The sequence below is a fragment of the Methyloversatilis sp. NSM2 genome, from assembly GCF_038066675.1.
Taxonomy (GTDB): Bacteria; Pseudomonadota; Gammaproteobacteria; order Burkholderiales; family Rhodocyclaceae; genus Methyloversatilis; species Methyloversatilis discipulorum_A.
The window spans coordinates 1,014,458-1,034,534 of the sequence record NZ_JBBUKV010000001.1 but is presented as its reverse complement, the minus strand read 5'-3'; the positions used below and the strand labels follow the sequence as shown (position 1 = coordinate 1,034,534).

17 protein-coding genes are annotated in these 20,077 nt (G+C 59.1%); 4 read left to right on the top strand and 13 right to left on the bottom strand.

Features of this window, described 5'->3' with window-relative positions; genetic code table 11:
• The first annotated feature begins 19 nt into the window (after positions 1–19).
• Positions 20–796 carry an energy transducer TonB gene (locus WJU27_RS04620; RefSeq protein ID WP_020164789.1) on the top strand — a complete coding sequence of 259 codons (777 nt, stop codon included), beginning with the start codon at positions 20–22 and terminating at the stop codon, positions 794–796.
• Between the two features lie 42 nt (positions 797–838).
• Here WJU27_RS04620 and WJU27_RS04615 read toward each other — a convergent pair whose 3' ends face one another.
• From WJU27_RS04615 to WJU27_RS04605, 3 genes are all read right to left on the bottom strand, one after another.
• Positions 839–1,846 (bottom strand): NAD-dependent epimerase, encoded by a 1,008-nt coding sequence (locus WJU27_RS04615; RefSeq protein ID WP_341421279.1) that lies wholly within the window; start codon positions 1,844–1,846, stop codon positions 839–841.
• 10 nt (positions 1,847–1,856) lie between these two features.
• A complete protein-coding gene (locus WJU27_RS04610) occupies positions 1,857–3,179 on the bottom strand; it encodes a UDP-glucose dehydrogenase family protein (RefSeq protein ID WP_341421278.1) in 1,323 nt (440 codons plus the stop codon).
• A gap of 73 nt (positions 3,180–3,252) precedes the next feature.
• Positions 3,253–4,383, bottom strand: coding sequence for a M14 family metallopeptidase (locus WJU27_RS04605; RefSeq protein ID WP_296811608.1), 1,131 nt, complete (start codon positions 4,381–4,383; stop codon positions 3,253–3,255).
• Between the two features lie 229 nt (positions 4,384–4,612).
• Between WJU27_RS04605 and WJU27_RS04600 the strand changes: the two genes are divergently transcribed.
• Entirely contained in the window at positions 4,613–5,059 is a 447-nt protein-coding gene (locus WJU27_RS04600) for an REP-associated tyrosine transposase (RefSeq protein WP_341421277.1), read from the top strand.
• 184 nt (positions 5,060–5,243) lie between these two features.
• Here WJU27_RS04600 and WJU27_RS04595 read toward each other — a convergent pair whose 3' ends face one another.
• Positions 5,244–6,431 carry a GAF domain-containing protein gene (locus WJU27_RS04595; RefSeq protein WP_341421276.1) on the bottom strand — a complete coding sequence of 396 codons (1,188 nt, stop codon included), beginning with the start codon at positions 6,429–6,431 and terminating at the stop codon, positions 5,244–5,246.
• A gap of 141 nt (positions 6,432–6,572) precedes the next feature.
• Between WJU27_RS04595 and adh the strand changes: the two genes are divergently transcribed.
• Together adh and WJU27_RS04585 are read left to right on the top strand one after the other, a co-directional pair.
• Positions 6,573–8,087 (top strand): aldehyde dehydrogenase, encoded by a 1,515-nt coding sequence (gene adh, locus WJU27_RS04590; protein ID WP_304001007.1) that lies wholly within the window; start codon positions 6,573–6,575, stop codon positions 8,085–8,087.
• A 252-nt stretch (positions 8,088–8,339) separates the two neighbouring features.
• Entirely contained in the window at positions 8,340–8,729 is a 390-nt protein-coding gene (locus tag WJU27_RS04585; protein ID WP_341421275.1) for a DUF779 domain-containing protein, read from the top strand.
• 293 nt (positions 8,730–9,022) lie between these two features.
• On the opposite strand, the gene rfbC is transcribed toward WJU27_RS04585, so the two are convergent.
• Genes rfbC through WJU27_RS04540 form a run of 9 tightly spaced genes read right to left on the bottom strand, consistent with a single transcriptional unit; the run spans position 9,023 to position 20,070 of the window.
• On the bottom strand, positions 9,023–9,574 hold the full coding sequence (gene rfbC, locus WJU27_RS04580; protein WP_341421274.1) for a dTDP-4-dehydrorhamnose 3,5-epimerase: 552 nt from the start codon (positions 9,572–9,574) through the stop codon (positions 9,023–9,025).
• A complete protein-coding gene (gene rfbA / locus WJU27_RS04575; protein WP_341421273.1) occupies positions 9,574–10,455 on the bottom strand; it encodes a glucose-1-phosphate thymidylyltransferase RfbA in 882 nt (293 codons plus the stop codon). The genes rfbC and rfbA overlap by 1 nt, the downstream gene beginning before the upstream one ends.
• A gap of 32 nt (positions 10,456–10,487) precedes the next feature.
• Entirely contained in the window at positions 10,488–11,561 is a 1,074-nt protein-coding gene (rfbB, locus tag WJU27_RS04570) for a dTDP-glucose 4,6-dehydratase (protein ID WP_341421272.1), read from the bottom strand.
• Positions 11,562–11,607: 46 nt separating this feature from the next.
• Positions 11,608–12,456, bottom strand: coding sequence for a glycosyltransferase family 2 protein (locus WJU27_RS04565; protein WP_341421271.1), 849 nt, complete (start codon positions 12,454–12,456; stop codon positions 11,608–11,610).
• Positions 12,453–13,565, bottom strand: coding sequence for a glycosyltransferase family 4 protein (locus WJU27_RS04560; protein WP_341421270.1), 1,113 nt, complete (start codon positions 13,563–13,565; stop codon positions 12,453–12,455). Before WJU27_RS04560 ends, WJU27_RS04565 begins: the two co-directional genes overlap by 4 nt.
• 24 nt (positions 13,566–13,589) lie before the next feature.
• Positions 13,590–16,373 (bottom strand): hypothetical protein, encoded by a 2,784-nt coding sequence (locus tag WJU27_RS04555; RefSeq protein WP_341421269.1) that lies wholly within the window; start codon positions 16,371–16,373, stop codon positions 13,590–13,592.
• Positions 16,370–17,350 carry a glycosyltransferase family 2 protein gene (locus WJU27_RS04550; RefSeq protein WP_341421268.1) on the bottom strand — a complete coding sequence of 327 codons (981 nt, stop codon included), beginning with the start codon at positions 17,348–17,350 and terminating at the stop codon, positions 16,370–16,372. The genes WJU27_RS04555 and WJU27_RS04550 overlap by 4 nt, the downstream gene beginning before the upstream one ends.
• 6 nt (positions 17,351–17,356) lie before the next feature.
• On the bottom strand, positions 17,357–18,838 hold the full coding sequence (locus tag WJU27_RS04545) for an O-antigen ligase family protein (protein ID WP_341421267.1): 1,482 nt from the start codon (positions 18,836–18,838) through the stop codon (positions 17,357–17,359).
• Positions 18,839–18,852: 14 nt separating this feature from the next.
• Entirely contained in the window at positions 18,853–20,070 is a 1,218-nt protein-coding gene (locus WJU27_RS04540) for a polysaccharide pyruvyl transferase family protein (protein WP_341421266.1), read from the bottom strand.
• Positions 20,071–20,077: the final 7 nt, after the last annotated feature.

Here is a 20,077-nt window from a genome sequence, read left to right as displayed (position 1 = left end):
GCTTGCCACCGCCTCGCCGATGAATCCGACTTCCGTCCTCCGTCCGCCTTACGTCGCCTACTTCAGCGACTTCACGCGATTCCGCTCCTGGCTCTGGGCTGCCGCCTTCGTCGCGTCCATTCTGGTGCACAGCTTCGTCGTCTGGCGTGCGTCGGTATACGTGCCGCGCGTGCCGCCGACCGAGATTCGCGTCGACGTGCGGATGATCAAGGAAGAACCTCCGCCGCCCCCGCCACCGCCTCCCCCACCGCCGAAGCCGGTCGAGCCGCCCCCGCCTCCACCGCCGCCCAAACCGGTGCCCAAGCCGCCGAAGCCGGTGCCGCAACAGGCACCGCTGCCAGTGCTGGCCGCGCCGGCAGCGCCGTCGCCTGCACCCGAGGAACGCGTGGTGCCGGTGCAGCCGCCGCCGGCTCCGCTGCCACCGATCGATGCGCCGCCTCCGCCGCCCGCACCGGCGCCGGTCCCTGCGCCCGCGCCGGCGCCTGCCGCGCCCAGCGTCGATTTCCAGTCGCTGAAGGCAGGTTACGGTCAGGCGCTGTCGGCAGAGATCAAGAAGGGGCAGACCTATCCGCGACTGGCCGCGATGCGCGGGCTGGAAGGTACGCCCAAGGTGCTCATCGTCATCGAGAACGGCCAACTCGTATCAGCCACCCTGGTCGACGAATCCGGCCAGTCGGTGCTGGACGAAGCAGCGCTGGCGCTGGTGAAGAAGACGAAGCTGCCGCCGGTGCCAGCGGCACTGGCCGGCCAGCGGCTCGAATTCCTGCTGCCGATCGACTACAAGCTGAAGAAGTGACAAGGGCGCCAGCGGCGCCCTTGTCTAAGTGACGCGGGTCGTTCAGACCCGGTAGTAGTCGCGATACCAGGCGACGAAGCGCGCAACGCCGTCGTCGATCGCGGTGCTTGGCGAGAAGCCGGTCCAGGCCGTCAGTTCCGACACGTCGGCATAGGTCGCCGGCACGTCGCCCGGCTGCATCGGCAGCAGGTTCTTCTGTGCGGTGATGCCCAGCGCCTTCTCGATCGCCTGGATGAACTCCATCAGTTGCACCGGCCCCTGGTTGCCGATGTTGAACACCCTGAATGGCGCCTTCGAATGCCCGGGGTGCGGATGGTCGCCGTCGAAGGCTGCATCCGGCTCAGCCACCCGGTCCAGCGTGCGGATGACGCCTTCGACGATGTCGTCGATATAGGTGAAGTCGCGCTGCATGTCGCCGTGGTTGAACACGTCGATCGGCCGCCCTTCGATCATCGCCTTGGTGAACAGGAAGAGCGCCATGTCCGGGCGGCCCCACGGGCCATAGACCGTGAAGAAGCGCAGACCGGTGGTCGGCAGGTCGTACAGATGGCTGTAGGTATGCGCCATCAGCTCGTTGGCCTTCTTGGTCGCGGCGTACAGGCTGACCGGGTGATCGACGCTGTCGGCCTCGCTGAACGGCATCTTCGTGTTGCCGCCATAGACGCTGGAGCTGCTGGCGTACACCAGATGCTTCACCGCCGAATGCCGGCAGCCTTCGAGCACGTTCATGAAGCCGACGATATTGGCGTCGATGTAGGCGTTCGGATTCTGCAGCGAATAGCGTACGCCGGCCTGGGCGGCGAGGTGCACGACGCGGTCGAAGCGCTCGGCTTCGAACAGCTTCGCCATGCCGTCGCGGTCCTCGACCGCCATCTTCACGAAGCGGAAGCCGGCAGCCGGTTTGAGTCGGGCCAGCCGCGCTTCTTTCAGCCGCACGTCGTAGTAGTCGTTCAGGTTGTCCAGCCCGACCACTTCGTCGCCGCGTTCGAGCAGGCGCAGCGCCACGTGCATGCCGATGAAACCGGCAGCGCCGGTGAGCAGGACTTTCATCGGGCGAGGATCAACGACGGCCGATGGCCGAGTACTCGATGCCGGCGGCGCGCGGCACCTCCGGTTCGTACAGATTGCGTCCGTCGAAGATCACCGGCTGCTTCAGCGCCGACTTGATCCGCTCGAAGTCCGGGCTGCGGAATTCCTTCCACTCCGTCACGATCAGCAGCGCGTCCGCGCCTTCCAGCGCGTCCATCGGCTTGTCGGCCAGCGTCAGCCGCGGCTCGTCGCCGTAGATGCGCTTCGTTTCCGCCATCGCCACCGGGTCGTAGGCCGTCACCGTCGCACCGCGATGGAACAGTTCGTTGATGATCACGCGGCTCGGCGCTTCACGCATGTCGTCGGTGTTCGGCTTGAACGCCAGTCCCCACAGCGCGAAACGGCGACCCGACAGGTCTTCGCCGAACTTCGCGACGATCTTGTCGACCAGCACCATCTTCTGCACGTCGTTGGCGTCTTCCACCGCCTGCAGCACTTTCAGGTCCTGACCGTTCTCGCGGGCGGTGCGGATCAGCGCCTTCACGTCCTTCGGGAAACAGCTGCCGCCGTAGCCGCAGCCGGCGTACAGGAAGTGGTAGCCGATGCGCGGGTCCGAGCCGATGCCCTGGCGCACCATTTCGATGTCCGCACCCATGCGGTCGGCCAGCAGCGCCAGTTCGTTCATGAAGCTGATGCGCGTGGCCAGCATCGCGTTAGCGGCGTACTTCGTCAGCTCTGCGCTGCGCACGTCCATCACCACCAGCTTGTCGCGGTTGCGCTGGAACGGAGCGTAGAGCGCGCGCATCAGGTGGATGGCGCGTTCGTCGTCGGCACCCACCACGATGCGGTCCGGACGCATGAAGTCCTCGACCGCAGCACCTTCCTTCAGGAATTCCGGGTTGGACACCACGGCGAATTCCATCTCCTGGCCGCGCTTGGCCAGTTCGTCAGCGATCGCCGCCTTCACCTTGTCGGCCGTGCCCACCGGCACCGTGCTCTTGTCGACCACCACCTTGTAATCGGTCATCAGCCGGCCGATGTTGCGCGCCGCCGACAGCACGTACTGCAAGTCGGCCGAGCCGTCTTCGTCCGGCGGCGTGCCGACAGCGATGAACTGAATGGTGCCGAAGCGCACTGCTTCGGCCACGTCGGTCGTAAAGTGCAGCCGACCCGCTTCGACGTTGCGCGCAACCACCGCGTCCAGCCCCGGCTCGTGGATCGGAATGCCGCCTTCCTTCAGGATGCGGATCTTCTCCGGATCAAGGTCCAGACACAGCACGTCGTTGCCCATCTCGGCCATGCAGGCCCCAGAGACCAGGCCTACGTACCCGGTGCCGATTACGGTGATTTTCATTCAGGAGTTTCCGGCGAAAAGTGAAATCTGAGGTGAACGCTGCGGAGAGGAAAGCAAGCAGGACACAGACGGATCAGTCGCGGTCGAGCACGGCCAGCAGCGCCTGCAGCGTCGCGGCGCCGAGGCGGCGGCTGCGTGTGGCACTCCAGCCGAACAGTCCGTCGGGCAGATGGGCGTTGTCCTTGAATGGCATTTCCAGCGTCAGTGAAAGGCAGCCGAAGTGGTTGAACACCCATTTCGACGCCAGCGTCAGCAACTCGTCGGTAAAGCGGTCCGGCGCATAGCCCTCGCCCACCTGGAAATCGGGGCTGGCGGCCAGCAGCGCATCGCAGAAACGCTTCTCCTGCACACCCTGCGCCTCGGTGAAGCCCGGCACCATGCCGTTACCGTCGATGAACACGAACGGTAGTGTCTCGTCACCGTGGATGTCGAGGAAAACATCCACACCCGTGACCAACATGCGCTCGCGCACCAGCGCCACTTCGCGGCTGAAATCCATGTCCGGCTCGCGCCATGCGCGGTTCAGATTGCAACCGCGTGCATTGGTGCGCAGATTGCCGCGCACCGAGCCGTCCGGATTCATGTTCGGCACGATATGGAAGCAGGCGCGTTCGAGCAGCCGGCGCGACACCGGGTCGGACGTGTCGTAAAGCCGTTCCAGCAGCCCCTCGACATAGAACTCCGCCATCGTCTCGCCCGGGTGCTGGCGGGCGGTGATCCACACCTTGCGCTTGCCCGGAGCCGGGCGGCCGACGGTGATCAGGTTGAGGTCGCGTCCGTCGTGCGTTGCCCCGAGGTCGTCGACCGAAGCCACCGGCGCCGCGTCGGCCGCGCCGAGCAGATCGAGGTGACGATCCCAGCCATAGGGCTCGAAATAGGCGAAATAGACGCTGTCGTAGTCCGGCGTGATGCGGAAGCTGTAACGCTGTCCGTCGTACTGGCCGGCGGACAGCCGGAACCAGTTGCGCCGGTCGTAGGACGCCACCACGCGGTAACCGTCCCAGCCACTTGGATACGCCGACTGCCCAGCGTTCTCGAAGCTCAGCACGCAAGCCTGACCGCGCGCACCCTGCAGGCGGAAGTGGAACCACTGCCGGAAATCCGCCGCATTGTCGGCCGGCAGATTGAGACGGATGTTCGACGCGTCCGAACAGTCCAGCACCTCGATGGCACCGCTGTCGAAATGGCTGCTGATGCGGATCAAATCAGGGCTCCTGGCGTGAAGTCGGGCGAAGTATATAGGGCTCCTGTCGACCGCTCGCGGCCTGCAGGCACGACCTACCGGGCAGATCGCGCCTCTCCCCCCGTAGGAGCGGTCCTCTGACCGCGACACGGCTGGCGATCCCGCACGTCTCTCATTCCACCGCCGCGTTCGGAGAGCAGCCCCAACCGATTTCCATGACCAACAGCCCGCCCTTGAATATGATGAATACATGGAAAACGACCATGGACATCATCGGCTGCGTCATGGCCGGGTATCGACGCCCGGTCAGATCTATCACTTGACGATAGCCACGCGGTATCGCCTGCCTGTCTTCGTCGACCTCTGCCATGCACGAGCAGTCATACAGGTCATGCATTGCACGGCCTTGCGCAGCCGTTCCTGCAGTCTGTGCTACGTATTGATGCCCGATCACCTGCACTGGCTGATCCGGCTCGGCGACGGCAGCACTCTGTCAGCTCTGGTGCGTACGGTGAAGAGTGTCAGCGCCCTGAGGATCGGTCGCCCGATTTGGCAGGCTGGCTATCACGATCGGGCGATCAGAACGGAAGCCGACGTGCGCGCCGTCGCGCGCTATATCGTGGCCAACCCGCTGCGCGCCGGGCTCGTCGCCCGGGTGGGTGATTATCCGCATTGGGATGCTGTCTGGCTTGTTTGAGACTCGCGGAGCGGCGGAAGCACGAGGGTAATCCGGGGCGCTGTCGCGGTCAGAAGACCGCTCCTACAAGAAGCCCGCCTTGGCGACCGTTCGCGCGCCGCTCTCCTGTGGGAGTAGCCTTGGCCGCGACAGGGCACCTGCACACCGCTCAAAGCTGCTGCAGCGGCGATCCGGCGTGACGCCCTCAAACTTCGCCGAAGGTCCTTGCCAGCAACTGCCGGCCGGGATGGTCCGGTGGCAGCAGTTCGCCCAGGCGCTGCAGCGCATCGACCGCCTCGGGCGACTGGCCGAGGTGATTCAGCAGCACATCGGGGTCGTCGACACGGAAGATGGCGTCCGACAGGCGGGATTCGAGACAGTCGCGCCAGACGCGCAGCAGCGGGCTTTCGGTGCGCGGCAGGAAGGCGCCGCGGTAGCAGGCGAGCGCGGTTTCGATGCGGCCGGCGTCCAGTGCCTGCTCAAGATCGCGGAAATCCGCCTGCCAGTTAACAAGCAGCCGGTAGGGCCGCGAGCCGATGGCCCCACCCAGACGGTCGCGCAGCTGCGACACCTCGGTCTTCAGCGTCGCCACGCCGACCGGGCGATCACCGTACAGCGCGGCGTGCAGCCTTTCCAGATCCAGCCCTTCGGGGTGCAGTGTCAGCAGGCACAGGATTTCAAGCTGGCGCGGCGACAGCGCCAGCGCCCTGCCCTGCAGGAAAGCCTGCGGCGTGCCCAGCATGCGCAGGCGCAGCACCGGTGCGTGGCTCAACGACTGCAGCGCCTGCGACACGCGCTGCGCAAAGCGCTCGACTGCGTGCAGCGCCAGCGGTGAATGACGGTTCCAGGTGGTCGACAGATCGACCACGCCCATCACCTCGCCACTGCCGGCGTCGCGCACCGGTGCGGCGTAGCACACCCAGTCCTGCACGGCCGGAATGAAATGTTCTGCCGAGAACACGCTGGCCGGGCGACGGTAGCGCAGCGCCAGCGCCAGCGCATTGGTGCCGACCGAGCGCTCGTCCCAGCGCCCGCCGGGCACGAAATGCACGCGTTCGGCGCGGGTGCGCATGCTGCGGCTGCAGCCGGTCCAGAGCAGGCGGCCGTCAGCGTCGCTGACCGCCGCCACCATGCCGCTTTCGCGGGCCACGGTTTCCAGTTCGTCGACACATGAATTGACCGCCTCGCCGTACGGGGTCGTCGTCCAGTCCGGCGCGTCGGCGTCGATCGGCGCTGCCGAGCAGGTTTCCGACACGGCCTCGCGTGAGCGCTGCCACGAGCCGGCGATGTCCATGCCGACCACCACGATGCGCTCACCGACCGTGCGCTCGCCGCGCCGGATCGATTCGATGCGCCGCCGGCGTGCCGCCAGACTTGCACTTGAAGCTGTCATTGGTCTCGCTCCACCACTCAACCCACAAGCTACCTACCGGATACCTACCTGCGCCGCATTAGCGTGCGCGGTGACCCTGTGTTGTTCTGTCATGCATTGTGGCCGACCGCAGGGGCAATCGACAACACGAGGAGAAAGTACATGCGTTACGCCGACCCCGGCCAACCCGGTTCGAAAATCACCTTCAAGCCCCGTTACGACAACTTCATCGGCGGCAAGTGGGTGGCGCCTGTCGAGGGTCAATACTTCGACAACGTCTCTCCCGTCACTGGCAAGGTCTTCTGCCAGGCCGCCCGCTCGCAGGCCGCCGACATCGAACTCGCGCTCGACGCCGCCCACAAGGCGCGCGACGCATGGGGCCGCACCTCGCCGGCCGGTCGTGCCGCCGTACTGCTGAAGATCGCCGACCGCCTCGAAGCCAACCTCGAAATGCTGGCCGTCGCCGAAACCTGGGACAACGGCAAGCCGATCCGCGAAACGCTGGCTGCCGACATCCCGCTAGCCATCGACCACTTCCGCTACTACGCTGGATGCATCCGCGCCCAGGAAGGTTCCCTGTCGGAAATCGACGACGACACCGTCGCCTACCACTTCCACGAGCCGCTGGGCGTGGTCGGCCAGATCATCCCGTGGAACTTCCCCATCCTGATGGCCGCGTGGAAGCTCGCTCCGGCGCTGGCCGCCGGCAACTGCATCATCCTGAAGCCGGCCGAGCAGACCCCGGTTTCCATCATGGTGCTGGCCGAACTGATCGCCGACATCCTGCCGCCGGGCGTGCTGAACATCGTCAATGGTTTCGGCATCGAAGCCGGCAAGCCGCTGGCCACCAGCCCGCGCATCGCCAAGATCGCCTTCACCGGCGAAACTACGACCGGCCGTCTCATCCTGCAATATGCGTCCCAGAACATAATCCCGTCGACCGTCGAACTGGGCGGCAAGTCGCCCAACATCTTCTTCGACGACGTGATGGACAAGGACGACGACTTCTTCGACAAGTGCCTCGAAGGCTTCGCCATGTTCTCGCTGAACCAAGGTGAAGTCTGCACCTGCCCGAGCCGCGCGATGGTGCAGGAATCGATCGCCGACCAGTTCATCGAGCGCGCCATCGCCCGCGTTGCCAAGGTGCGCGGCGGCCACCCGCTCGACACCGAAACGATGATCGGCGCCCAGGCCAGCTCCGACCAGGCCGAAAAGATCATGTCCTACATCGACATCGGCCGCCAGGAAGGCGCGCAAGTGCTGATCGGTGGCGCCAAGCGTCAGGAATCGGAAACCGGCGGCTACTACATCCAGCCGACCGTGCTGAAGGGCCACAACAAGATGCGCGTGTTCCAGGAAGAAATCTTCGGCCCGGTGCTCGCCCTGACCACCTTCAAGGACGAAGCCGACGCGCTGCAGATCGCCAACGACACGCTGTACGGCCTCGGCGCCGGCGTGTGGTCGCGCTCGGTGCATCGCACCTACCGCTTCGGCCGCAACATCCAGGCCGGCCGCGTATGGACCAACTGCTACCACCTCTACCCGGCACACGCCGCGTTCGGTGGCTACAAGCAGTCGGGCATCGGTCGCGAAACGCACAAGATGATGCTGGACCACTACCAGCAGACCAAGAACCTGCTGGTGAGCTACTCGCCGAAGGCGCTGGGCTTCTTCTGAGGCAGCAATGAGAAAGGGGCGCTCCGGCGCCCCTTTTTTTCGTCGACAGCGCTGACCATGTAGGAGCGGTCCTCTGACCGCGACCGCGGCGGTATGGGAAGCGTCGGTGCATCGTTGCCGGCCCTGTCGCGGTCAGAAGACCGCTCCTACAACAATCGGCAGCCAGCATCCGTTCGACCGCCCTGCGCCGACAACCATACCCGGCACAGCACGGTCATCAATTACACAAGAACCCACGCAGGAGGAGAACCCATGGTTACCCGCGTCAGCGCCACCCCTGAAGCGCTCGAATGGATCGCCAGGCTCGCCGCCAAACACGGCGCCCTGCTCTTCCATCAGTCCGGCGGCTGCTGCGACGGCAGCGCCCCGATGTGCTACCCGCGCAATGAATTCATACTCGGCAGCTCCGACGTGCTCCTCGGCGAAATCGGCGGCATGCCCTTCTGCATGAGCGCGTCGCAGTTCGAATACTGGCAGCACACCCACCTCATCATCGACGTCGTGCCCGGCCGTGGAAGCGGCTTCTCGATCGAATCGCCGGAAGGCATCCGTTTCCTCACCCGCTCGCGGCTGTATGAGCCGGATGAGGAGGCCGAACTGGAGAGGCTCGGCCCGCCGCCGCGGGGGGATACGGTGGGCTGAGCACACGGAGCGGGATTCCGCAGAGGCGGTCGGCGTTCTATGGGAGATAGCGGTCCTCTGGGGGAGGGGTCTTCGGACCTCGAAAGCAGCCTTGATCGAAGCCCGGAGATTGCATAAGCCGAGTTGCAGCCAAGGCACCTCCCACAGCCGGCACGCCAGATCCGCGGCTGGAGCCCAGGCCAGGTTTCTGTGGGAGGGGTCTTCTGACCCCGACGGCAGCCTTGATCGAAACCGACAGACAACAGCGGCCGACTCGCCGCCAAGGCCGTTCAAGCAGGAAAGGCGCCGCCGCCTCAAAGCGCCTCGAACACCTCGCACCCACCGAGCGGCTTGCCTGCGAGGTCCTTGGCCGACAGCAGCGGCTCCCCCTCGAGCGGCCACTGCACTCCGACCGTCGGGTCGTTCCACGCCAGGCTGCGCTCGTGCTCCGGCGCGTAGTAGTCCGTGGTCTTGTACAGGAAGTCCGCCGTCTCGCTCAGCACGTAGAAGCCATGTGCGAAGCCAGCCGGTACCCAGAACTGCCGGTGGTTCTCGCCGCTCAGCTCCACCCCGTACCACTGGCCGAAGGTCGGCGATGACCTGCGCAGGTCTACCGCGACGTCGAATACCCGTCCCTGCGACACCCGCACAAGTTTGCCCTGCGGCTGCTGCACCTGGTAGTGCAGCCCGCGCAGCACCCCGCGCCCGCTGCGCGAGTGGTTGTCCTGCACGAAGTCCAGCTTCAGCCCGGTCACCTCGGCGAAGGTGCGCGCGTTGAAGCTCTCCATGAAGAAGCCACGGGCGTCACCGAACACCTTTGGTTCGAGCACGAGCAGCCCAGGGATACCTGTTTCGATCACCTTCATCAGAACACCTGTTCGTCGATGATGCGCAGCAGGTACTGGCCGTAACCACTCTTGGCCAGCGGCGTGGCGATCTTTTTCAGCTGGTCGGAATCGATCCAGCCCTGACGCCAGGCGATCTCTTCCGGGCAGGAAATCTTCAGGCCCTGACGCTTTTCCAGTGTCTGGATGAACTGCGCCGCTTCGATCAGCGAGTCGTGCGTGCCGGTGTCCAGCCAGGCGTGGCCACGGCCCATCACCTGCACCTCCAGTTCGCCGCGTTCCAGATACACACGGTTCAGGTCGGTGATTTCCAGTTCGCCGCGCGGCGACGGCTTCAGGCCCTTGGCGATCTCGCTCGCCTGCCCGTCGTAGAAGTACAGTCCGGTCACCGCGTAGCGGCTGCGCGGCTTTGCTGGCTTCTCTTCCAGGCTGATCGCGCGACCATTCGCGTCGAACTCGACGACGCCATAGCGCTCCGGATCGGTCACGCCGTAGGCAAATACCGTAGCCCCTGCCTCGCGTGCGCTGGCCGACTTCAGGTCGTGCGCGAATTCGTGGCCGTAGAAGAGGTTGTCACCGAGCACCAGCGCTGACGGCTCACCGCCGATGAAGTCCTCGCCGATGATGAAGGCCTGCGCCAGGCCGTCCGGGCTGGGCTGCACCGCGTACTCGATCTTCATGCCCCAGGCCGAACCGTCGCCCAGCAAGGACTGGAAGCGCGGCGTGTCCTGCGGTGTCGAGATCACCAGCACCTCGCGTATGCCCGCCAGCATCAGCGTCGACAGCGGGTAGTAGATCATCGGCTTGTCGTAGACCGGCATCAGCTGCTTCGATACCGCGATCGTCACCGGGTGCAGGCGCGTGCCGGATCCACCGGCCAGTACGATGCCCTTGCGTGTCATGGGAATGCTCCTGAAACGAGAAATCTGAGGACTTACGCGGCGGTGGCTTCGGGGCCGTACTGCTTGCTCACCCAGTCGCGGTAACCGCCGCTGAGTACGTCCTGCACCCAGGGCTGGTTGTCCAGATACCAGCGCACCGTCTTGCGGATGCCGGTGTCGAAGGTTTCCGCCGGCTTCCAGCCCAATTCGCGCTCGATCTTGCGCGCGTCGATCGCGTAGCGCCGGTCATGGCCGGGACGGTCCTTCACATAGGTAATCAGCCGCTCGTAGGGGCCCGCGGCGTCAGGCTTCATTTCGTCGAGCAGCGCGCACACCGTGCGCACGATGTCGATGTTCGGCTTCTCGTTCCAGCCGCCGATGTTGTAGGTCTCGCCCAGTCTGCCGCGCGCCAGCACTTCGCGGATGGCCGCGCAGTGATCCTTCACGTACAGCCAGTCACGCACCTGCTGCCCGTCGCCATAAACCGGCAGCGGCTTGCCGGCCAGCGCATTGACGATGATGAGCGGGATCAGCTTCTCGGGAAAGTGATACGGCCCGTAATTGTTCGAGCAGTTGGTGGTCACCACCGGCAGGCCGTAGGTGTGGTGCCAGGCGCGCACCAGGTGGTCGCTCGCCGCCTTGCTCGCCGAGTAGGGGCTGTTCGGTTCGTAGGCATTGGTTTCGGCGAAAGGCGGGTCGGTGGGCTTGAGCGAACCATAGACCTCGTCGGTGCTCACGTGGTGGAAGCGGAAGGCGGCCTTGTCGTCGCCTTCGAGTGCGCCCCAATAGCCACGCGCGGCTTCCAGCAGCGTGAAGGTACCGGTGACGTTGGTCCGCATGAACTCGCCCGGACCGTGGATCGAGCGATCGACGTGCGATTCGGCAGCGAAATGCACGATCGCGCGCGGACGGTGCTGTGCGAGCAGGCGGTCGATCAGATCGCGGTCGCAGATGTCGCCGTGCACAAAGATGTGACGCGCGTCGCCATCGAGCGATGCCAGGTTGGCGCGGTTGCCCGCGTAGGTCAGCGCATCGAGATTGACGACCGGCTCGTCGCTGCCTGCCAGCCAGTCGAGAACGAAGTTGCTGCCGATGAAGCCGGCTCCGCCGGTTACCAGGATGGTCATGGAGGCTTCCTGCAAAGAAGAATACGAAAGAGGAGCTGCCGCCGAGTCAGCGTTTCAGGCCATGAACTCCGGGTGGCACAAGGAGAGGGAGGCGATACTTCCGGCGGAAGATCTCCAGGCTCTTGAGGTGCATGCGCCCAGTGCGGCCCAGAGGGTTCTGAGCACTCGATCGCTGATGGTCATGCACCAGTCGAGCGCCCGGAACACACATCACTTTGTAGCCAGCTTCCCAGACCCGCGCGCAGAGATCCACATCCTCCATGTAAAGAAAATAGGCCTCATCCATTCCATCCAGACGCTGGAACAATTCCCTGCGGATGACAAAGCCGGTACCCATTACCCACTCGGCAGGGAATGGCTCGCCCGAGCGCCAGTCCGACTTCATCATGTGTCGATCCACGCGCTGACGGACAGGCCAGTACTTGCCGATCGGAAGCCGCCGCCCAATGATGTCCAGCACGCTGTAGAAACGACGCGCCGAGTACTGCCGCTCGCCGTCGGGGTAGATGAGGTCAAGTCCGACCAAACCGACATCACGCGCTTCATCGAGCAGAGCAAGCGCGCGCTCGATACTGGTATCGACGAAGTAAGTATCCGGGTTCAACACCAGCACGAACTCACGGCTGACATGCTGAAGGCCGATATTGATGCCAGACGAGAAACCTGCGTTGCGCTCGGCGACCACCAATTGGACACGCGATGGCAGCGATTCCCGCAGACGCATGGCGGAGTCATCCGGCGACGCGTTCTCCACAACGATGATGTCCTCCGCGGCAGCCACTCCATGAGCAAGAATGGACGACACGCACTTCAGCACCAGGTCGGGCGTGCGGTAATTGACGATGACCGGATTGACGCGCCCGGCGTGCATTGAAAACTCCTCTCGTTGGGTCATGCACAAGCCTTCTGCGCACCAGACGTGTGCTCTTTAAGACGATTCGCCAACGAAGGTTCCACCACCAGAAGGCTTGCCTGCAGGGCTTCAGCAGAATGTTCCCACGACCATCTTTCCAGCATATGACCGGCTGCTTCCTTGACATGCAAGATTCGTTCCGGCTTATCCAGCTGCGCCAGCCCTTCCCCCCAACTGGCATCATCACCAAGGCGGACGAATATGCCGGCCTCGCCCAGCACCTCGCGATGCACCGGAATGTCGGAAGCAATCACCGGCACACCGCAGGCCAAGGCTTCCAGTGGCGGGATTCCGAAACCTTCCCATTTCGACGGATAAAGCAGCGCAGCACTGCGCTGATACAGCCCGATCAGCTGTTCGCGCGTGACGTAATCGAGAAAGTGAACGCATCCCGCGAGCCCCAGCGCCTGAACCTTGCGCTCCAGCGACATCCGGTAATCGCCGGAGCATGAGGTGATCCGCAACTCGTAACGGTCAGCCCAATGCACGTGCCGTTCAAGCACCTCATCGATATTCTTGTGCGGGTAACGGGCACCAACCATCAATAGATATGGGCGCTCAATGGCCGAGCCCCTCTGCTCCAGAAAGAGAGAGCGGTCCACCCCGTTCGGCACCACGAATATCCGGTCTTCGGGAAAGCCATAAGTCTCAGCGATATCCTGGCGTGTCGTTTCCGACACCGTGAATACCGCCCTGCACTTCCTGAGCAGTCTCGGGAGGCCAAAGCGAAAGAACAGATACTGTGGGCGGTGCTGAGCCGGAAAACGCAGACAGATCAGGTCGTGCACCGTGATGATCTGCCCATCCTGCATTGGCAAGCCGTGATGCGTGGGCGAATACACGAGCGTATCGGCACTGAAGCGAAGCCGCCGCATCCACAACTGGCGGCGAATCGCGGCGCCCTTCCCGGACCCGATTGCAACTGAATCCGGTGCTCGCACACACACCGGCGCATCGGGCAGCGATCCGTGACCTGCTATCAGATCGAGCTGAAAGCGCTCGGCGAGGGAGTAGGCACACCTTTCGGAATAGACGCCTAGTCCTGTCGGTTGTGGGCCGAGCATAGACAAATTGAGCACCAGTTTAGTCATAACTTACTGCGAGAATTAAAAAAATCAACGCACGAATTCAACCTCTCCGATTGAGAATCCAAATACATCCCCCTGTTTCCCAGCATACCCGCCCCATCCGAACATCAACTCATGCACCTCTGACAATTGAAGGCTTTGACTCGAACTAGGCTTCCAAGGGGCACGCTTCGCAAGACCAAAAAGACCTACATAAGATTTTACACCACCAATGTCTCGCGCTTCTAAATCAACCAGCCAAATACCACCCGATCGTTCAACCAATTGAAGAACAAAGTTCTTGGGTGGAAACGGAGCACCCGAAACCCCTCTAACCTCAACAGCGACACCTCGAAATGACTCTGGCCCGAGGTCGATTTTCGCGTAAGGAAAGACCCAAGCATCTCCACTCACCGTTTGCCTGCTAACAACCGAAGGTGTAACACATCCACTTACACCCCTAGATTCGCCCCCCAAGGTTACTCTAACCGAAGGAGATGAGCGCACCAACCACCTTAAGCACTTCCTTAACCCATCAGAGGAGTAATGGGAGCGCTTAGCGAAGAGGTTAATATCGGGCTTAAGAACGACCTTTGAGTAATCAACCAATTGACCCTTTAAAAAAAGTTCAACTTTAACAAAAGACTGATTTGCAAGCGAAGCCCCAGCCCTGTAAGCACATTCAAATCGTTTGCGCTTATTACTGTCTTCTTTGAGCTCCGAAAAGGAAGGACCGAGCAAATCCACTCCAGTTGATGCCGCGCACCTTACACGCAACTGATCTGTTGTCGCCACCCCGTCAACAACCCCGAACAGAGATATCGCTCCTCCATCCGAAACAGCAATAGAAGTGCCGTTCTCATTAACGCCACCGAACTCGACCCCATCTACTCGCAAGTTGGACGAGAGCCGCACCTTTGGAATATCGCGTGAATAAACGACGCTTTCGCCAACTGCAACGGCGGCAGCATTCGGCAGAGATTCGACCTCACTAAAAAAGAGCGGCTCTCTCGAAAGCATTCTCCCACCCACACTTCGACCAAAGTGATCCTGAACTGTCTGATACTTTCCAAGCAGCTTGTCAGGATTACCCTCCCCCCACGCAACAGCTCGGTAGCGAAATTCATCGGGTCGCTTGAAAAAGAAAATGGAGTATTTTTGATTCCGAACACTAGCGACAAATTTCGCACCTTCAAGATGGCGGATTAACGAGCCCAGGGTGACGTAGGAGGGCCGGGGAGAGAAATCTCGTCTGAGAACCCCCCATATACCAAATTCGGGCTCAACCAAATCCCGAAGAAAAAAATAAAAAACTCTTTCTTGGCCACTAGCAAGAAGCTCAACAAACGTCTTTGCCAGATACGTAGATTGGTCAAGTTCAGATTTAAGAAAAGATCCTGATTCATCAAGAACAACCGGCGCCCCAGTCTCAGTAACCCAAGTTGCGGGAATATCTCTAGAGTGAAGTCGATAATTCCTTAAAAACTCATTCGAGTAGAAAGAAATAAACTCTCCCGGAGCCTTGTAATAATGAATAGAGACGCCATCAACAAACCTAATGACGTTGTTCGAATAGAGTTCATCGAAAAACACTCCGGGGGATCCGGTCGGCGCCCCAAGAAGAATCGAAACGGCCGAACGCTTTTCCTTCACGCCCGCAGCGAACTCTTTGAGACCCGCCGCATACTGAAAAGGAAGCCCACGAAAAAAATCACTATTCTGTTCATTCCAATACTCAACGTAATTTATATACTGACCAACATCCTGAGCGAACCGCAAGCCAAATTCGCGAGCAGCTTCATTTAGCACCGGCGGCTTCTTATCATTCCTCAAGAGGTCTTGATCATTTGGCCGCGTCCAAGCCGGTGAGTCGTGAAACACCGTTGCAACATCAAAACCGGCCAGTGACGTCATGCGAGCGACGTCCAAGTAACGGCCCCACTCAAACTGACCCTGGCGGCGGTTGACTTGAGCCCAACTAAGTCGGTCTCGGACACTTCCGATGCCCGCCTTTTTCATGAGATCCAACGCCATCCTAACCTCGTCGTCGCTCCCACCATACCAACTTAAAGCAGCATCAAGTCCGAATCTCTTGTCAGGAATATCGTTAGCATTCGACTTAAAGACTGCAAACGATGAAGAAAGGTTCACTCCGCGATGTCCATCAGACAAGAATTTTGCCTCAATGGAATAATAACCCAACGGGATATCATCGAATCTTATAATACCTCGTTCAGCACCGGCCGGGATACGAAGCTCTCTACTACTCACAACTCCGCCACCAATATCTCGAACACTTATAATGGCCGAGACGTCGAGAACCCTATCATGCGATGCAACTACCCACTCGACCGAGTCACCGAACCGTGAAACATAACCATTCTTTGCGTGAATCGAGACGGGAAACGCTCGATGAACACGGCCGTTTATGAGTTCAGCCACTTGGTCGCTAGGACGTCTACTTTCAACTTTGATAAAGAAAACTGCTTTGCTTGCTCCAGCGGGAACTAAGAAATACTCGTCAAGTTCAACCTCATCTGCATTGCCGACATAGGTTGCTCCTGAGTCAATCCCGATGCGCGCCCCAGTCCCAGAAAGAAACTTAACACTCAGAGAATAAGAGGTTTTACTCGCAAGACGAGAAATAGTCCCGGTAAGTGCAATCGCTCTAGAACCCTTTAGCTCGCAACTTCCAATGTTGAACTCGTTTGAGAAGCGATCTATGACCTGGAAAGGGCCCTTTGATAGCTCGAAACCGTCGCACGCGTACGAGACCGATGAAGCGAGAAGCAAAATCAACAGAAAGATAGGTAACCGAATTTGACTCATCACGGCATCGGCCTCTGCGTACCGATTAGAACCTTAGCCATCAGCAATGCATGCCTACTCCGTCCTTGCAAGAGACGCTTTAAAACTTGAAGCCAAGAACTTAAATAAACAGTTGGAAATGCATATGGGTAAAAGCGTAACGTAATTCTAAGCTTGTTCCTAATCGCATAATACTCAGATAACTGGCTGCGCTTATCGCTCTTTCCCGAGCCAAGAGCAGCGCCCTCCTTGTGGAACACCACAACCTCACTCAAGTACTCCATCTTAAAACCACTCTTCCTTGCACGAAGGGCCCAGTCTAGCTCCTCGAAATAAAGAAAGTAGTCCTCGGACATCAATCCGACCTGATCCAAAAATTCCTTGGAGACAAACATCGAGGCGCCAGACACGTAAGTCATATCCGAAGCAATTTTAGCCGCATCGACGTTGCACGGCCATTTCTTGCCTTGGCCAATCTCGCAAACCAAACCGAAGAAAGGGTTGTAACGCGCGCCCCCGAACGCTTGGACGGTTTCGCGATCATGCGCATAGACCAATGTCGCGCCGCAAATTCCAACCGACGAGTCATTAGTCATTTTATTTACATAACTTGAAATTGCCTCAGGCCCAACTTCCGTGTCATTATTCAAAAACCAGACGTAATCAAACAAATCAAATCGAGACGCAATTCGATACGCCAGATTATTACCACCAGCAAACCCAAGGTTCTTCGTTGACTCGATCAAATAGTAACGATCCCGATCAAGTTCTTTACCGATTAGAACAGTTTCATCACTTTCGCTCTCGCAAGTTTCCACCGCGGAAGTCACTTCTCTAACGTAATTCCGAAGAGCCAAGTCCGAACCGTCGTTAGAACCATTCTCGCACACGGCGACAGCGAATTTGCCATAGGTATTTCGCCTCAAGCTTTTTAAGCACTCTATAGTGTCGCTTGATCGGCGCCAGTTAACAAGAACAACCAATACATTTGGGATCGACATAATTCTTTAGCCAGGGGGGTTCGCAATCTTCGAAGTTGATCTGGATAGCGCCGAGACAATTAGGCCAAATATTATGTACATGAAAAAGTTATTGTCCGACAGAGAAAGAATAACTTTAAAAACGAAAAATGAAAGCACGGAAGCGATCATCGAATACCAAATGTACCAGTACTTTTCACTTGAATTTCTTAGCGACGCGAGCGCACTAATTAAGACCGCAAAAACACAACCCAGAAACGACAATAGCGCAACGAAACCCGAATCTACCGCGTATGAAAGAATAAGGCTATCTACAGTATATCGAGAAACGCCACTATAGGCTCTAACCCCAATTACTTCAGCTGCTAGGCCAACGCCGTAACCTACAATAGGCGACTGCAGTAAAAGATCCCATCCACGCACAAACATCGTTATCCGCGCTGAATTGCTAACATCATATGATTGCGATCCGAATGCATGATCAACTACCACATACGCAACTGCAGCAACGGCCGTTAGAACCAAACTCGACGAAAGAGCCCAGAATGTCGCACTTCGAAGAGATAGAGTTTTGCGAATGATTGCAGAGAAGAAAGGTGCAGTAAAAATCAAAGAACCAGCGACAGCCGCTGCAGCATACCCAGCTCTTGACCGCGAGAGCAGAACACCTCCGATAGCTGCACCGACGAGAGCTAGCGCCACCAAGACCTTCTTTGTTCCAAACTTCCCGAAGCAGAGTACGCAGAGGGAGATTCCCAAAGCAACAGATGCAAATTCAGCATAGGTAAGTGGATGGCCGAAGGTACTCTGTGCTCGATAAGCGCCGCCCCTTACTTTGTTGCTTAATGCCCACTGCACATAAGCGTTGTCTGGATCAACAAACGCGGCAAATAAATTCCCCCCCCTTACTACTTCGATAAGCGCAACCGCAAAAGAGGCGACCAGACAAAAGGAGACCGCAATAACAAAGATCTCGAAGTATTTTATTGACGAGCCAAGAAAAACACCGAGAAAAACAAATACCGCATGCACAAATATTTCGTTGATATACTGATATACGCTAACACCAAAATCGCTTGAGAAGAATATGGATATAAACCTAAAAACCTCGAACAGCAGAAAACAGATCCAAAAAAACGGATAGTCTCGAAATGACTGACCTATTTTTGACCTAAAGGATGGAACAGAGAAAAGCGATGAGAACATTACGAACAGCACCGCTATGTTTGCAATTCTCTGCATATTTATGGATGGAAGACCCGGGACCCAGAAGGCAACATATCGCGGCCAAAGAAAGCTTAAAATTACGTATGCGATTGCTGCAAACAAAAGCATGAACTCTGCTAGCCTTGCGTTTCCGCGAAGAAATGCACCAAAAACAACCAAGCCTATCAGCCCTGCCGGAAGAATTACAAATTGAAAAAACCCAATTGATATGGCGAGCGCTGAAATCACTGCCAAAAGCGAAAAAAAGCTGACTACAACCCATCGCCCGCGCGAATCAACCATTATTAACCTCCACTCTAATTTACCGCGTCGAAGAGAGTTTCTGCGTTGTTTTTCGCCAGATCTTTAACTGATGAATGGAAGGTCTTCAGTTCGTTGGAATCTGTTTCGAGGCTTCTTGATGCAGTATTGATGGTTGCCGATAGATCAAGTGCGGAAAAATCGTCGATCCTTTGTATGTATTTATCAAGACCTATCGACGCCATGAAATCATCGAGCTTATAGTGATAAGAGATTGCGACGCTCGGAACGCCAGCAGTTGCCGCGAGGATAATCGGATGCATATTGGTGCTTACCATCAGATCGACGTTCTGACAGGCGCGAATGAACTGATCTGCGGTTGGGTCGGAAATAATCTGAACTCGCCCATCAAATTTTGTCCTCAATTCGTCGGCCACTCGACGAACCGTTGATTCATCCCATCGCGTACTCGGGATGAACAAATAGTCGACGTCCGGATTCTTCGTCGCTACGTCGCCCAACGCTTCAACGACGCGCTGCACATAACTACCCTCGTCCGGTATCGATCCAGCCGGTGAGGGGCCTGACGGGCCAAGATGTGGGCGAAACTTCTGGATCATTACGCCAACCACCTTGCGTCCCGTGCGCTTCGGTTCAAGGGGCGGGCGTACAGAGAGGAGATTCGCTTCGTCCGCACTGAGTACACGCTTGTTTTCCGGAACCCCCGCCGCCTCGAGGACCTTGAGCGACTGTGCATCACGGAACGCAATTTTGGTGACGTAGCCAAGATAGCGACCCAGAGAACGATCGATGGTCGTCTTTGAGAAGGGTCCGAGGGTCTGCCCGTAGATCACCACTGGCGTGCCGACCGAGCGAGCGAGATCGATCTCGACGTATCGACTGCGCAACATGTCCGGCCACGCATCATTGAAGTAGCCTCCGCCACCCATGATGACCGCACGAGCCTGTCGCATGAGACTCTGATGTTTCCGGAGTGAAGGCACAAGCAGGACCTTCAGATCCGTCGCTCGCCACACGAAAATGCCAATCCAGCGAAGAAGGCCGAGCGGCGCACGTTTCCACAGTAGCCTATGCACGGACTTTATGGACTCGATGCCGTGCTGCTCGCGCATCTCTGCCTGAGAGTAGGAGGTGACGGTAAGAGAGTCATCGGGAAAGCGCGACGAGAGTGACTGCCTCATTCCCTCAAGAATTGCGTTGTCTCCCTTGTTGCCATAACCCCATCCACCGGTCAGATAAAAACCCTTTGGCATAAAAAAG

Bases quoted from the DNA above. Each gene is read 5' to 3' on its own strand.
- WJU27_RS04550 (WP_341421268.1), bottom strand. From the start codon at position 17,350: ATGTCGATCCCAAATGTATTGGTTGTTCTTGTTAACTGGCGCCGATCA.
- rfbC (WP_341421274.1), bottom strand. From the start codon at position 9,574: ATGAAGGTGATCGAAACAGGTATCCCTGGGCTGCTCGTGCTCGAACCA.
- WJU27_RS04620 (WP_020164789.1), top strand. From the start codon at position 20: ATGAATCCGACTTCCGTCCTCCGTCCGCCTTACGTCGCCTACTTCAGC.
- WJU27_RS04545 (WP_341421267.1), bottom strand. From the start codon at position 18,838: ATGGTTGATTCGCGCGGGCGATGGGTTGTAGTCAGCTTTTTTTCGCTT.
- WJU27_RS04600 (WP_341421277.1), top strand. From the start codon at position 4,613: ATGGAAAACGACCATGGACATCATCGGCTGCGTCATGGCCGGGTATCG.
- WJU27_RS04540 (WP_341421266.1), bottom strand. From the start codon at position 20,070: ATGCCAAAGGGTTTTTATCTGACCGGTGGATGGGGTTATGGCAACAAG.
- WJU27_RS04615 (WP_341421279.1), bottom strand. From the start codon at position 1,846: ATGAAAGTCCTGCTCACCGGCGCTGCCGGTTTCATCGGCATGCACGTG.
- WJU27_RS04610 (WP_341421278.1), bottom strand. From the start codon at position 3,179: ATGAAAATCACCGTAATCGGCACCGGGTACGTAGGCCTGGTCTCTGGG.
- WJU27_RS04565 (WP_341421271.1), bottom strand. From the start codon at position 12,456: ATGACCCAACGAGAGGAGTTTTCAATGCACGCCGGGCGCGTCAATCCG.
- rfbB (WP_341421272.1), bottom strand. From the start codon at position 11,561: ATGACCATCCTGGTAACCGGCGGAGCCGGCTTCATCGGCAGCAACTTC.
- WJU27_RS04560 (WP_341421270.1), bottom strand. From the start codon at position 13,565: ATGACTAAACTGGTGCTCAATTTGTCTATGCTCGGCCCACAACCGACA.
- WJU27_RS04585 (WP_341421275.1), top strand. From the start codon at position 8,340: ATGGTTACCCGCGTCAGCGCCACCCCTGAAGCGCTCGAATGGATCGCC.
- rfbA (WP_341421273.1), bottom strand. From the start codon at position 10,455: ATGACACGCAAGGGCATCGTACTGGCCGGTGGATCCGGCACGCGCCTG.
- adh (WP_304001007.1), top strand. From the start codon at position 6,573: ATGCGTTACGCCGACCCCGGCCAACCCGGTTCGAAAATCACCTTCAAG.
- WJU27_RS04595 (WP_341421276.1), bottom strand. From the start codon at position 6,431: ATGACAGCTTCAAGTGCAAGTCTGGCGGCACGCCGGCGGCGCATCGAA.